Genomic DNA, 15,406 nt, shown 5'->3' with positions numbered 1-15,406 from the left:
AAAATTACGAATTACGGATTAGTGGGGAGGGGGATGATATCGCAGGTAACTTCTCACAAACCCGTAATTCGTAATTTTTAATTCGTAATTCTTACCCGGAAGTACTCTGTACTACCATATACCAGCCCCCATTGAGCAAAGCCATAGGTGAGCATTACCAGGATATCCCCACCGGGCAGCGGGTGGTAAAATTTGCCTACGGCAATCAGGGAATCAGAGATCAGAAATAATACGGCGCCTGCCATACAATACCAGCCTGCTGGTTGTCGCCGGAAGTGAAAGGCATGGAGTACACTTTGCACCGTAATAGAAAGTGCCAGTGCATATACAATAACAGGAATGGTTAAACTACCGAGATAAGGCACCAAAAACAAGATAAACACAATCACGACTGCTGCGTTCAAAAACACCAGTGGGTATTTGCAAAACGGTACCGGCAGATTACTATACCTTATTTTCAGAAAGAAGATAATGTACATGATATGTGCTAAGAGGAAGCTGCCCAGTCCGGGAAGAAATAAATTATTAAACAGCAGCAGATCATCTCCCAGGGAGGAAAAGAACAACGCCAGCAACAGGAAGAGGCGGAAACTGCGCGGTATTTTGACATCGGCATACAATACATAAATCGCCAGGATCACTACCAGCAAAGGCTTTGTGGCATACCTGTAACTATCTTTGTCAAGTGCAATGAGCAGTATATCTGCCAGTAATACAAGGAAGAATATAATCAGACTTCGAGGGCGCAGCATGTGGAAAAGGGCTTATGGTACTAATATAACAATTATTCTCTAAGTATTCAACAGAATATAGAACGTAGTGCCGTTACCGTTAATACCAGGGCTCATCACTTTTAGTTGTCCGCCGTGCATTTGTATGATTTGTTGTGATAAGCTCAAACCAATACCAGAGCCTTTCTTTTTAGTAGTGAAGAACGGAATGAATATTTTGTTCATCGCGTCCCGGTCGATGCCCGGGCCATTGTCTGTTACTTCAATGCATATCTGCTGAATGTTGTTAATATACAGTTTCATGCTGATAGCAGCCTGCGGTGTTTGTTCCAGTGCATCCATGGCATTTTTTACCAGGTTGATCAGCACCATTTGCAGTTGCGATACATCGGCATGGATCTCCATGTTTTCGGCATCTACTTCGAGGGTGAACTGTATGCCTGCCTGTTTCATATCTGTCTGGAAAAGACTGCTGACAGAGGTGATGAGTGTTTTTACATTTACGCTGGTAAACTGCGGCTGTGGAAGTGTGGTATAATCGCGGTAAGCATTCACAAAGTTCATGATGCCTTTGCTACGGCTTTCCACTGTCTGCAGTGCTTCGCGTAAGTCTGAAATGCCTTCCTGGTGCTGCGCGCCGGGGGCAATGTCAAAATCAACGATTTCCTGCATGGTACCAATCAGCGATACAATTGGTGTGACGGAATTCATGATTTCATGGCGAAGAATTTTGGTAAGGTTTTGCCATGCTTCCAGTTCTTTTTTCTGGAGTTCCGAATGAATATTCTGTATAGAAATAAGTTTGATGAGTCGTCCCTGCAAACGCACGGTGGCGGCGTGTATAGAGAGCTGTTGCTCCTGCCGGGTAGCATACAATGTTTTGTTGCCGGAAGATAATTCCATTAGTAACTCCGCCAGGCCGGGATGCACGGTTTTCAGTTCGTGAATATTACGGAGCCGGTAGATGCCCATGAGGCGGAAAGCCGCGGGGTTAATGAGTTCTATCTTCCCTTCCGTATCAAAAGATAATACGCCGATACTGATATGTTGTACAATGGTGTCAATATATTTCAGGTTGGCTTCTTTCTCTGCCCTGGTTTGGCGGAAAGCTTCCAGCACTTCATTAAACTGATGATTGAGCATGCTGAAGCTCTTACCCAGTTTGTTATCCGCGCTGAAGCGGATAGAGAAATCTTCATACCGGATAGATTCCAGGAATAGTGTGAGTTTCCGGTTAATCCGGTTCAGGTAATAGTAAATGCCGTACAGCTGTAATAATATCAGTGGCAATAACAGGAATGCCAATGGCTGCATGCCGTGCATGTACAACCATATGGCTGCTGTGAGTGTGATAGCCAGCAGGATGACCCGTAGACTGATATTAATGCTGAAGCGATTCATGGAGAGCTTTTAGCCGTTAGCTATTAGCTTTTAGCCTGTAGCGTATAGTCTTAGCTGATAGYCGTACGCTACAGGCTAAAAGCTAATAGCTAACGGCTAAAAGCTATTTAAATATTATATTTTTCCAATCTTCTATATAGTGCTGCTCTGCTGAGTCCCAGTTCTTTCGCGGCTTCGGTGATGTTGCCGTTACATTTTTTCATGGCCTGTGAAATGATATTCCTTTCCATTTCTTCCAGGTTGTAACCGGTATCCATGGCCTGATCTGCGTTGTTGTTATTTTTTACAAAAACGTCTTTGGGCTGCAGCGTTTTCCCTTGTGAAAGGATCACCGCTCTTTCAATAGCATGCTGCAGTTCGCGGATATTACCTGGCCAGTCGTAGCGCTCTAATTGAGTGATCAGTGATTCATGCATACTGTTTACCGGGCGTTTATATTTATCGCGGTACAGTTGCAGGAAATGTTCGGCGAGTGGAATGATATCTTCCACCCGTTCGCGCAGGGGAGGAAGGTGTATTTCGATGGTATTGATACGATAGAGCAAATCCTGTCTGAACAGGTGTTGCGCTGCCATGTGTTGTATATTTCTGTTGGTAGCACAGATGAGTCTAACGTCAATGGGTACACTTTTATTGGAACCCACTTTGGTAACAGATCTGTTTTGCAGTACCGTCAGCAGTTTTGCCTGGAAGGGAATAGAGATATTACCTATTTCATCCAGGAAGATGGTACCGCCGCCGGCTTCTTCAAAGCGGCCGGTGCGATCTTCGCGGGCATCGGTAAAGGCGCCTTTTACGTGGCCGAATAATTCGCTTTCGAAAAGGGTTTCGCTGATGGCACCCAGATCCACGCTGACAAACGGTTTGCTGCTACGGTTGGACTGCGCATGTATTTGCCGGGCCAGCATATCTTTACCAGTACCATTTTCCCCGAGAATAAGGATATTGGCATCGGTGGCAGCTACTTTGGATACCGTATCAAATACAGCCAGCATACCGGGACTTTTACCGATTACCTGGTTGCCGGGATGATGAACGGCAGCGGGAGGTTTATCCTGTTGGGCAGCACGTTTATTATAGGCTGTTTGAATAGTGGCCAGTAGTTTTTCGTTTTCCCAGGGTTTGAGTACAAAGTCTACCGCACCCGCTTTGATAGCTCTTACAGCCATTTCCACATCGCCATAGGCGGTGAATAAGACGACAGCTGTTTCTGGTTTAATATCCAGTATACGGTCCAGCCATTCGAAGCCTTCCTTCCCGCTGCTCAGGTCGCGGGTGAAATTCATATCCAGTAAGATTACATCGTAATCAAAGTTGGATACGAGGTAGGGTATTTTTTGTGGATTCTTCTCAAAATCAACCTGTTCAAAATGTCTTTTCAATAACAGGCGTGCTGCACGTAAAACGTCTACATCATCATCTACAATTAAAATCTTAGCTGGTTGCATGTTAGTCATATGCGAAAGGTGAATAGTTGACAATATTAAACAAAGATTCTTTCAAAGCCACAGCTAAATTCAGGATCTTTTAAAAGTGTCCGATTCTGGACACCCCATGTCCGGCAAAGGACGTTTTTTTAGGCAAAAAATCAATGGAATCGTTGCTGGTAAAGTCTTTATAGCTTTGGCATGTGGATTGACTTTCTAGGAACAGCAAACTTTTCGCTAATAAACATGGACAGAAAAATAGAAAAGAAGTTTTGGAATAAGAAACGCATCATGATGATAGGTGGTGGTGCCGTAGTAGCAATGCTGCTGCTGTACACCCTGATCTTTGCTGATCACCGGGCTACCCTTAATGTAGAAAAGGACAAGATCACTATTTCTACTGTGAAAAAGGGAACCTTTGATGTATATATTGCCGTGACGGCTGTAGTAATGCCCCTCAAAACCATTCGCCTGGATGCCATCGAAGGAGGATATGTAAGCCGCAAATACCTCGATGGGGGTAGTATGGTAAAAGAAGGGGRTTCTATTCTCAGACTGGATAACCAGCACATGATGATGGATTTCGTAAATCATGAAACTGAGATTTACCGGTTACGTAATGAGTTGCAGAATACCCGGTTGAGTATTCGTCAGCAGGACTTTACCATGCAACAAACTATCTCGGATATAGATGCCAAGATAGAGTCTGCCCAGGATCTGTATGACCGTAATAAACAACTGGTAGAGGAAAAGATAGTAGCCCGCCAGGACTTTAATAAGAACAAATTTGAGCTGGAAGGTCTGCTCCGCCAGAAGGACATTCAGTTACAATCCCAGAAATACCAGCAGGAGAATGCTAAAACGCAGATCACTCAGCTGGAAGGTACCCTGGCCAGAACCCAGCGTAACCTGGAGCTGATGAAGGAAAACCTGAACAGCCTGATCGTGCGTGCCCCGGTATCCGGACAGCTGTCTTCCATAGATGTGGAAGTAGGGTCCAGTATTGTTGCCGGACAGAATATAGGCCAGATCGATGATCTGAACGGGTTTAAATTACGTGCTGATATAGATGAACACTACGTTTCCCAGGTATTTGCCGGTTTGAAGGCCTCCTTCGAATTTGACGGGAAATCTTATGATATGGTGGTTACCAAAGTGTATCCCGAAGTAAAAAGCGGTCGCTTTCAGGCCGATATGACCTTCGAAAAGAATACACCCGAAGGCATCCGCCGTGGACAATCCTCTCCTATCCGCCTGGTATTGGGTAAGTCTGCAGAAGCCATTCTTTTACCACTCGGTGGCTTTTTCTCCGACACTGGTGGTAACTGGGTATATGTAGTAGATAAAAACGGCAACCGTGCAGTAAAACGCAATATTTCGCTGGGCCGTAAAAATCCTTTATATTTTGAAGTACTGGAAGGTTTACAGCCTGGAGACCAGGTCATTACTTCTTCTTACGAGAACTTCGGTAATAAAGATGTTTTATCCTTTTAGTAATCATCCATTTTTTTATATAAACTAGCATTTAAAATCACAAACACTTATGATACGCACCGTTAACTTACAGAAGCTGTTTACAACAGAAGAGGTAGAAACCACTGCTCTCAACGGCATTAATATGGAAGTGCAGGATGGCGAATTTGTGGCGATCATGGGGCCTTCCGGTTGTGGCAAATCCACTTTGCTGAACATTTTAGGTTTGCTGGATAACCCCAGTGATGGCGAGTATCACTTCTGGGATAAGGAAGTAGCGCGTATGAGTGAAAGACAAAGAGCACAGCTCCGCAAGGGCTCTATTGGATTTGTATTTCAGAGCTTTAACCTCATCGATGAACTGACTGTTTTCGAAAATGTAGAATTGCCTTTACTATACCTGAAAGTACCCGCTGCCGAAAGAAAAGTGAAAGTAGAAGAAGTACTGGAACGTATGAACATCATGCATCGCCGTAATCACTTCCCGCAGCAGTTATCAGGAGGTCAGCAACAGAGGGTGGCCATTGCCCGCGCAGTAGTTGCCAAGCCCAACCTGATCCTGGCGGATGAGCCTACAGGTAACCTGGATTCTACCAACGGCGAAGAAGTGATGAAGCTGTTACAGGAACTGAATAATTCAGGAACCACGCTGATCATGGTAACACACTCCCCATATGATGCCGGCTTCGCACACCGTATTGTTAACCTGTTTGATGGAAGAGTAGTAACAGAGAATATCAAGGAACAGTTCCATGTGTGATTTTTTTTCGCCATTCTAAAACCACATCATTATGTTCCGGAATTATTTCAAAATTGCTATCCGTCATCTGCAACGGCATAAGTTTATTACGGTGATTAACATCTCCGGACTCGCAGTAGGCATGGCCTGTTGTATCCTGATCGTGCTGTATGTCAGTGATGAGTTGAGTTTTGACAGATTCCACCATAATCTCGATAATATCTACCGCGTTACTACGGCCACTACACATGTCGATGCCGGTACTACAGAGTATGATGCAGGTACCCAGTTTCCCCTGGGACCGAATCTGAAGAAGGATATCAGCAGTATCAAAGAGACGGTGCGTGTAATGGGGCCTGGTAAAACGCTTTATACTGTAGGGGATAAAAAAATCTGGGAAGAGAACACAGGTTTTGCAGATGCGGGCTTCTTTCAGCTCTTTAATTTTCCTTTGCTGGAAGGGAATCCGGCTACTGTTTTGAAAGAACCCTATTCCATTGTTTTAACCGAATCGGCAGCTAAGAAATACTTTGGAACCGAACCGGCAATAGGTAAGCTCATCAAGGTAGGTAATGGTTATAGCTGTACCGTAACCGGCATCGCGAAAGATTTGCCATCTAATACGGACCTGCGCCTGGATATGATCATGTCGCTCTCTACCATGATCACTCAGTCGGCAAAAGCGGGAAGTATGCTTGAAGAGCAGTGGTTCATGTTTGCCAATAATGTTACCTATGTACAACTGGCTGATCATACGCCTCCGGCTAAATTAACCAAAGAGCTACAAGCTTTTGTAACCACTCATATAGGCGGCATACTGAAGAGACATAATATAAAGTTTGAACTGGAATTGCAGCCGGTTAAAAATGTACATCTGCATCCGCAGGGAGATAAGGGCGTTAATAATTCCGCCATGATCTGGATGTACATTGCCATTGCTGTTTTCCTGATCCTGATTGCCTGTATGAACTTTATGAACCTCACCACTGCCCGGGCACATGAAAGGGCCAAGGAAGTAGGATTGCGTAAGGTATTGGGCGCAGAAAGAAAGAGCCTCGTGCTGCAGTTTCTCACAGAATCGCTGGTGATCAGCATCGTATCTTTTGTGCTGGCATTTATATTGGCGGCTACGCTAATGCCTATGTTTAATGCGATTACCGGTAAAGAATTATCGTTGTTATCTTCTACGAAGCTGTTGCTGTATGCCGGTTTCCTGTTACTGGTGTTGGTAGTGGGGCTTATCGCCGGTAGTTACCCTGCGCTCTACTTATCCGGTCTGTTACCGTTGCGTGTGCTGAAAGGCAATTTCGTTACATCTGGTTCCCGTGTATTGGTGCGTCGTGGGCTGGTGGTCGCACAGTTTGCTGTAGCGGTTGCATTGATTATTTCTACTGTAGTGGTGTTTTCACAACTGCGTTACTGGCAACAAAAGAACCTGGGATTCGACAAAGAACACCTGGTGAATGTATACCTCTCGGGCGTGGATGGTGGCGCTAAAACGGCGTTGCTGAAATCGTCTTTCTTAAACTTATCCGGTGTACAACAAGTATCCATGCACAACTTTTTAATGGGCAGCGGGGTGTTTAACAATAACCCCATTGTACGGGAAGGTGGCGAGGATAAAGATGGTTTTGTAGCTGGTATTATACAATCAGATTTTGATCTGCTCAAAACAACGGGAATTAAGCTGGTGGCGGGGCGTGATTTCAATGCGGCATTGTCCACAGATTCTTCCGATGCTTTTATCGTAAACCAGACAGCCGCCAGGCAACTGGGCTTTAAGGATGATGCAGTTGGTAAACGAATTGAATGGAGACCGGGATATATGAACAGACACGGCACCATTATAGGTGTGGTGGAAGATTTTAATCTCCGCTCGCTGCAAATGCCGGTAGATCCCATCATCTATATGGTAAAACAGGATGAAGCAGCGATCCTTACGTTGCGGTTGGCTGCAGGTGATCAAAAAGCAATATTAAAACGTGTGGAAGCGGCATGGAACAGCATTGTTCCGGATACGCCGTTTAATTTCACCTTCGTAGAAAATGATATCAGGGCGCAATATGCCGCAGAACGTACCCTGGGTAAATTATTCGGCATCTTCTCCGGACTGGCTATCTTCATTGCCTGTATGGGTTTACTGGGATTATCCATGCTCATTTCCCGGCAGCGTACAAAAGAAATCGGTATACGGAAAGTACTGGGTGCTTCTGTTGCCAATATATCCTTGTTGTTATCCAAAGACTTTCTCAAACTGGTATTGATCGGTATCTGCATTGCCTCACCAATAGCCTGGTACGGTATGGAGAAATGGTTGCAACATTTCGCATTCAGAGTACATGTAGAATGGTGGGTATTTGCCCTCACTGCGGTGCTGGTAGTATTGATTGCGTTGTGTACTGTAAGTCTGCAGTCTGTAAGATCGGCATTACTGAATCCGGTTAAATCACTTAGATCTGAATAAACATGATTAAGAATTATTTCCGCATTGCCTGGAGGAATCTGCAAAGAAGCCGTTTTTTTGCTGCGCTGAATATAGCCGGGCTTGCCTTTGGCATGGCGGTATGTTTCTTCATTTTATGCTGGGTGACAGATGAATACAGCGTAGATAAATTTCATGCGAATGGTAAAAATATATATCGACTACAGGTAAATGTGGACTGGGGCGGCATGCGAACCATGGGCGTTACACCTGTTGTTTTAGGAGATGAATTGAAAAACACATTTCCTGAAATAACAGCTAATGTAAAGGTGAGATCGTTTGAAGATAATATGCTGTTTAAAACAAACGGTAAAACACAAGTAGAGCGGAAGGCAGTATATGCTACACCTAACTTCCCGGAAACATTTGACTTCTCTTTAGTAGCTGGCGACAAACATACCGCACTGGCACAGCCTAATTCCATTGTGTTGACCGAGGCGTTGGCTAAAAAATATTATGGCGATGGTGACCCTATCGGGCAAATTATAAAACTGGGTGATGGAAAGAGTTTGCAGGTAACAGGTGTGCTGGCAAAGCTTCCGGCCAACTCTTCCCTATCCTTCGATTTCATTATGCCTTTCGCGCTTACGTTACAGAATGATCCGTGGTTGCTAAAGCCAGGCAGCTACAGCATTTCTAACTATATGGTGCTCAGGCCAGGTACGGATATTACGCAACTAACCGCCAAAATGCAGCAAAATTACAAGCGGCAAAATCCTACGCAAAAGAACGAATTGTGGCTGCAGCCTTTTGAAGACGTTTACCTGCATGGAAAATATGAAAACGGAAAAGTAACAGGTGGAAGAATAGAATATGTACGCTTATTTTTTATCACGGCTCTGATAGTGTTGGCTATTGCCTGCATCAACTTCATGAATCTCTCTACTGCACAAGCTTCGAGACGTGCACGGGAGGTAGGCGTCCGTAAATCATTGGGAGCTACCCGCTCTTCCCTGATTATGCAGTTTACCGGCGAAGCTATACTGATGGCGGCAATTGCGGCCATCATTGCAGGAGTAGTTGTAGCAGCGCTGATGCCGGTGTTTAATAATTTTACGGGTAAACATATTGTCTTTACGCTACCTATTGTTGGCAAATATTTGCTCGGGTTATTAGTCGTAACGCTGGTAACGGGTTTACTGGCCGGCAGTTATCCTGCCTTTGTGTTATCCCGGTTCCTGCCGGTGAAAGTACTCAAGGGCGATGTTAGCAGCAGCGGAGGTGCTTCCCTGTTAAGGAAAAACCTGGTGGTGATACAGTTTGTATTGTCTTTTATTTTCATTGTGGGCAGTGTGGTCATCTACAGCCAGATGAATTATATCTACCATCGCAACCTGGGAATAGATCGTGAAAATGTGATGTATGTAGAACTGGACAATGGTTTTCATCCTAAGCAGGATGCTATTGAACAGGCGCTGGCACAGTTGCCGCAGGTAAAATCATTTACCTACAGTAATTTTCTGCCGTTATCCATCGGAGGGAGTAGCGCTGATCTTGCCTGGGAAGGCAAGCCAGATCAAATGGTAGTGAATACGGCACCATTGGTGATAGGATATGATTATACAAAAACATTGGGAATATCGATGATGGAAGGCCGCGAATTTTCCCGCGATTTTGCTTCTGATTCAGGCGGCTATCTAATCAACGAAACAGCGGCCCGCGTAATGGGAATGGTAGATCCGGTAGGGAAGGAGATTGGCTTCTGGAATGGAAAAGGAAAGATCATAGGCGTAGTGAAAGACTTTCATTTTACCTCTATGCGTGAAAATATTAACCCGGTAGTGATGATGCTGCAACCAAAGGATAATAACTATATCATGCTGCGTTTGGCTAAGGGAGATGTGGCCGCAGAAGTTGCTGCTGTAGAAAAAGTTTTTAACAGGTTGAATCCGGAATATCCGTTGGATTACCATTTCCTGGATGAAACTTTTGATAGCATGTACCAGTCAGAAACGATGCTGAAGAAGCTGGCAGAAGTGTTTGCGATTGTGGCCGTGTTGATTTCCTGTCTGGGATTATTTGGTTTGTCTGTTTTTACAGCAGAACAGCGTAGAAAGGAAATAGGTATCCGGAAGATATTGGGTGCATCGGTGATGAGTGTAACTACATTGCTTTCCCGTGAATTCCTGTTGCTGGTGGGTTTGGGCGTGATGCTGGCCACACCGGTGAGCTGGTACCTGATGCACAACTGGTTATCGGGTTTTGCATATCACGTAAACTTATCTGCCTGGGTCTTTATCACTGCCGGTTTGCTGGCATTGATGATTGCCCTGGCTACAGTGAGCTTCCAGTCAGTAAAGGCAGCATTGGCGAACCCGGTACAATCTTTAAAATCAGAATAAACGTTACCGTATATGTTTTACCGTTATATTATCATAGCAATCAGAAATCTGCGCAGACAAAGGTTATTTACCTTTGTCAACATTGCCGGGTTGGCGGTGAGTATGGCGGTATGCCTGCTGGCACTGATTTCTACCCGGAATAATTTCTCCTACGATAATTTCCACCCTGATATCGACCATACCTGGCGCATTACTACCAGGGTACAAACGCCTGATGGCAGAAAGTATCACATGGCGAGCACGCCGCTGCCTATGGGAGAGGCATTGAAAAACAACTACACCGCTATTCAACAGGAAGTAACGTTATATGGGGCATTATCAGGAGCTGGTAAAATAAATAAGAAGAAAATTAATATAAGCGGCGCCTTTGCTACGCCCTCTTTTTTCCATGTTTTTGGATTCAAACTGGCTGCAGGCAATCCGCTCATGGCCTTAACCACTCCCAACAGCATTGTGCTGACAGACGAAACGGCCAAACGATTTTTTGGTACACTTGATCCTATGGGGAAAGTGATACAGTTCGATAAGTTGGGTAGTTTTATTGTTAGCGGCGTATTACAACCTGCACCTTCCCTGACACATATTGGCTATGAAGCATTTGGCTCCATGTCGTCTGTAGCAGCATTGGAGCAAAACCATGTATTGCCGGATAGAGAACAGAACTGGAATGTTATTCTGAGTAGTTACACCTATGTGGTGATGCGTCCCGGAGAGGGAAGAGCCGCATTAACGGCAGCCATCAATGATTTGGCCCACCGGTATGACGACTTACCTGGAAAGGGGCAGGGTCATATTGCTTTTGAACCTCAGGCACTTAGTAAAATCAGCCCTTCACAGGGATTGTATGATGATATTACGAGCGCGCCGCCATGGGAAAAAATATTGACAGAAGTTGGCGTGGCCTTGCTGCTCCTGACCTGCGCCTGTTTCAATTATACTAATTTATCTATTGTTCGTTCCCTGCAGCGGGCCAAGGAAGTGGGCGTGCGTAAAGTTAATGGCGCGCAGCGCTGGCAGATCTTCATGCAGTTCATCACTGAATCTGTGCTGATGTGTATATTATCGTTGATCCTGGCGATTATCCTGCTGTTAGTGATGCAGAGTACTCACTTTAAGGCGTTGCCTATACCTGATACCAACCTGCTGGATGGACGGCTATTGCTCCTGTTCCTGGCATTCAGCATCATCACCGGAGTGGTGGCAGGTACTATACCTGCCTGGGCATTATCGTCTTTCCAACCGGTTAAGGTGCTGAAGAACCTGATAGATATTAAACTGTTTGGTGGACTGGGATTGAGGAAGTCGCTCATTGTTATTCAGTTTTCACTTTCCTTAACTGCCATCATTTTCCTGGTGACCGTATACCGGCAGTTTAGCTATAAGGCGGTAAAGGACATGGGTTTCTATCGAAAAGATATTCTGAATGTACCGTTGGCAGATGTGGACTTTCAGTTGATGAAGGAACGTATGATGTCACTGAATGGCGTAACAACGGTGGCGGCCAGTTCCGGCACACTCGGCATGCCCCGGGATGCCAGCTTTTGCGAGATGAGAACCGGCGATAGCAAAGATAGAATAGAGTTTGGCTATTATGCGGGAGATGCTGATTTCTTAAAAGTGATGCATCTCAAATTGATGGCGGGTAGCAGCTTTCCGGCCGCGGCATCTAAAGAAAAGGAACAATATATAATTGTGAATGAAAAAGCAGTGAGCGTAATGGGGGTTAAAACGCCCGCTGATGCCATCGGTAAAACCCTGTGGCTATCTGATTCACTGCCGGTAAATATTGTAGGAGTTGTACAGGACTTTAACTTTCAACCGATAGAAGTAAACATACGACCCATGGCCATTCGTTATCGTCCTGCTGAATTCAGGCAGTTACAATTGTCGATGGCCAAGGGAGATAAGGAACAACAAATCGCTGCGGTGAAAAAGAYCTGGATGGAATTGCATCCAGGTGAAATATTTTCTTCCGAATGGATGGATGAGCAATTACTCGCCCGCAGCGGACAGGAAATGATTTCCCTACTGGGATTCCTGGTATTTATTTCTACCATGATTTCTGCGCTGGGCCTGCTGGGCATGGTGGCGTATACTACCTTTACCCGCAAAAAAGAAGTCAGTATCCGTAAAATACTGGGCGCCAGTGCATCCGGGTTATTGATATTGTTGTCTAAGAATTATGTGCGCCTGATCTTCATTGCCGGCTGTATTGCCCTGCCGTTAGGGTATCTGGGCAGTCTGCTTTTTCTACAAATTTTCGCTTACCGGGTCAGTATAGGGATTCTTCCTATGTTGGGAAGCTTTGCTTTCCTGATACTACTGGCCCTGATTACCATTCTTTCACAAACATGGAGAGCTATTGAAGTGAATCCTGTTGACAACCTGAGGAACGATTAACAATGTTATTATACAACTACATAAAGCTCGCATGGCGCAATCTGGCTAAAAGAAAATTATATAGCTTCATCAATATTGGTGGGCTGGCAACGGGATTGTGCGTGTGCATGTTGATTATGCTCTATGTAGCGCATGAACTGAGCTACGACCGTTTTCATAAAGACAGTAACAGGATCTTCTCTTTATTGGAAAAAATAAAGATGGAGAAAGATACCATACAGTTTGACCGGTTTAATTATGCAACAGGGCCGGCTATACTGCAACAGGATGCAGGCGTAAAGAGCTTTCTGCGCATGGGTAGTTTACCAGGAGAGACTACGGTGATGCAAAATGTAGCCAATCCTGCTATCCGTGATGAGGAAAGTGCCACCTGGTTTGCAGATGCCAACTACTTCAGCTTTTTCTCTTTCCCCTTGCTGGAGGGCGATCCTGTCGAAGTGCTTAAACAGCCATTTACAGCGGTGATAACCACTTCCATAGCAAAGAAATACTTCGGCACCAATGAGGCTGTTGGGCAGCAATTACGGTTTAATGGAAAATATATTTTTGTTGTTTCCGGCGTCATGGCTGATGCACCCTCCAATTCCAGCATTCAGCCTGACTTTTTATTATCTGTTTCCAGCATGGCCGGTATTGAATCCATGAAATCGTTTGTGACGGATGATCGTGGCTTTGGAGGCCTTTTCAAAACCTATATCAAACTGGCAGATGCCGCCTATGCAGGGCAGGCAGAGCAGCATATTAATCAATTGTCTAAGGAAGAGGGCAGAGCCGTGATGGTTCCTTTGACCAGTGTACATATGGCCGCTAATTTCAACGCCGGATTTAACCTGCGTTATCTGAAGCTGTTTCCCTTGGTAGCAGGCCTGATCCTGCTAATGGCCCTGATCAACTACATGAGTCTTGCTACCGCCAGGGCTACTGTGCGTGCCCGTGAAATAGGCGTGAGAAAAGCGTTGGGTGCAGATCATAAACGTATTGCGCAGCAGTTTTATGTGGAGTCTGCCATGTATGCTTTCCTGGCATTTTGCCTGGCCGTAGTGCTTTGTATGCTGTTGCGTCCGGGATTTTTTAATTTGTTACAACTGAAGGTAGATGTAAGTTTCCTCTATCATCCGGTTGTATTGATGATATATGCAGGATTACTTTTCCTGACAGTTTTAATTGCAGGCAGCTACCCTGCGTTTGTGCTTTCCCGTTATAATCCTGTTGCCGTGTTATCAGGTAAAATGAGTAAGACGGGTGGTGTTGGTGTGAGGAAAGTGCTGACGGTATTACAGTTCGGCATCGCGGCGGTACTCATCATCTGTAGTATTGTTATTAATCGGCAGCTTTACTTTTTCCGGCATACTGCTACTGGTATCAACCAGGAAAATGTAGTGATGCTGCCGTTTCAGAATTCTATAGGAACACACTACCAGGCATTCCGGCAACAGGTAGCCGGATTAAATGGCGTGATGCAAACCGCTACGGCGCGTTATCCTTTGTACGATGGGTATGATATGTGGTTTGTAGCAGGAGAGGGCAACCGTCCGGGCATGGCGCTTTCCATGCTGCGCATTGACCGCCCGCTGATTGACATGGCAGGTTTACAGTGGAAGGTACCACCCGCTGATATGGAGCAACTGGGCATGGACGGAACTATCGTATTAAATGAAGTGGCAGCAGAAAGCTTCAATCTTACCCCATCTCCCGTAGGGAAACATATAAAAATGGGTAATAAAGAAGTAGCCGTAATCGGCGTACTGAAGAACTTCCATTTTAAATCGTTGCATGCCGCCATTCAGCCACTGGGGCTGACCGTGGAAAAAAGTAATTCAGCTACATGGGGTGCTAACACCCCGGGATGCTTATTTGTAAAGATTGCGCCTAAACAAAACATCCCTGTATTACTGGATCAGATCAAAAAAATATATGCAGGCTATGATATGCTCACCCCTTTTCAGTATAGTTTCCTGGATGATGCATTTGGTAAAATGTATACTGCAGAAGACAGGCTGGCCAGCATTTTCGGCGGATTTACCGCACTCACCGTTTTAATCGCTGCACTGGGTTTATTAGGGTTGGCCGCTTTTTCGGCGGAACAACGTACCCGCGAAATTGGCGTACGGAAAGTGCTGGGGGCCAGCGTATTACAAATCACGACCCTGCTTTCAAAAGAGTTTGTAAAATTAGTCTTAATAGCATTGGTGATCGCCTCACCTATTGCCTGGTACCTGATGCAGGAGTGGTTGCAGCAATTTGCTTATCGCATTCATATGCAGCCCTGGATGTTTGTATTGTCGGCCTTTGTAGCTGTTGCAGCAGCGCTGATGGCCATTGGACTACAAACCATCAAAGCCGYGATCAGGAACCCGGTAAATGCATTAAAAATTGAATAACAAGTGRACAGCAAATCAGAGTGTGTGTCT

Annotated in this window: 9 protein-coding genes; 6 read left to right on the top strand and 3 right to left on the bottom strand. The window is 45.2% G+C overall.

Annotation, left to right across the window (positions count from 1 at the left end):
• Nucleotides 1–77 precede the first annotated feature (77 nt).
• The 3 genes from AC1DP6_RS02365 to AC1DP6_RS02355 all read right to left on the bottom strand — a co-directional run bounded on the left by AC1DP6_RS02365 (nucleotide 78) and on the right by AC1DP6_RS02355 (nucleotide 3,580).
• Nucleotides 78–752, bottom strand: coding sequence for a lysoplasmalogenase (locus tag AC1DP6_RS02365; protein WP_477053407.1), 675 nt, complete (start codon nucleotides 750–752; stop codon nucleotides 78–80).
• Between the two features lie 39 nt (nucleotides 753–791).
• Nucleotides 792–2,132 carry a sensor histidine kinase gene (locus tag AC1DP6_RS02360; protein WP_477053406.1) on the bottom strand — a complete coding sequence of 447 codons (1,341 nt, stop codon included), beginning with the start codon at nucleotides 2,130–2,132 and terminating at the stop codon, nucleotides 792–794.
• Between the two features lie 107 nt (nucleotides 2,133–2,239).
• Entirely contained in the window at nucleotides 2,240–3,580 is a 1,341-nt protein-coding gene (locus AC1DP6_RS02355) for a sigma-54-dependent transcriptional regulator (protein ID WP_441577699.1), read from the bottom strand.
• Nucleotides 3,581–3,805: 225 nt separating this feature from the next.
• On the opposite strand from AC1DP6_RS02355, the gene AC1DP6_RS02350 reads away from it, so the two are divergent.
• Genes AC1DP6_RS02350 through AC1DP6_RS02325 form a run of 6 tightly spaced genes read left to right on the top strand, consistent with a single transcriptional unit; the run spans nucleotide 3,806 to nucleotide 15,376 of the window.
• Nucleotides 3,806–5,053 (top strand): efflux RND transporter periplasmic adaptor subunit, encoded by a 1,248-nt coding sequence (locus AC1DP6_RS02350; RefSeq protein WP_477053405.1) that lies wholly within the window; start codon nucleotides 3,806–3,808, stop codon nucleotides 5,051–5,053.
• A gap of 49 nt (nucleotides 5,054–5,102) precedes the next feature.
• Entirely contained in the window at nucleotides 5,103–5,792 is a 690-nt protein-coding gene (locus AC1DP6_RS02345) for an ABC transporter ATP-binding protein (RefSeq protein WP_370908667.1), read from the top strand.
• Nucleotides 5,793–5,823: 31 nt separating this feature from the next.
• Nucleotides 5,824–8,235 (top strand): ABC transporter permease, encoded by a 2,412-nt coding sequence (locus tag AC1DP6_RS02340; RefSeq protein WP_477053404.1) that lies wholly within the window; start codon nucleotides 5,824–5,826, stop codon nucleotides 8,233–8,235.
• Between the two features lie 2 nt (nucleotides 8,236–8,237).
• Nucleotides 8,238–10,595, top strand: coding sequence for an ABC transporter permease (locus AC1DP6_RS02335; RefSeq protein ID WP_477053403.1), 2,358 nt, complete (start codon nucleotides 8,238–8,240; stop codon nucleotides 10,593–10,595).
• 12 nt (nucleotides 10,596–10,607) lie between these two features.
• Nucleotides 10,608–12,995, top strand: coding sequence for an ABC transporter permease (locus AC1DP6_RS02330; RefSeq protein WP_477053402.1), 2,388 nt, complete (start codon nucleotides 10,608–10,610; stop codon nucleotides 12,993–12,995).
• 2 nt (nucleotides 12,996–12,997) lie between these two features.
• Nucleotides 12,998–15,376 (top strand): ABC transporter permease, encoded by a 2,379-nt coding sequence (locus tag AC1DP6_RS02325; protein WP_477053401.1) that lies wholly within the window; start codon nucleotides 12,998–13,000, stop codon nucleotides 15,374–15,376.
• The last annotated feature ends 30 nt before the right edge of the window (nucleotides 15,377–15,406 follow it).

It is taken from the genome of Chitinophaga sp. 01L420, assembly GCF_056399985.1.
The sequence above is the reverse complement of the archived record's forward strand: the minus strand, read 5'-3'. Positions and strand labels throughout refer to the sequence as shown.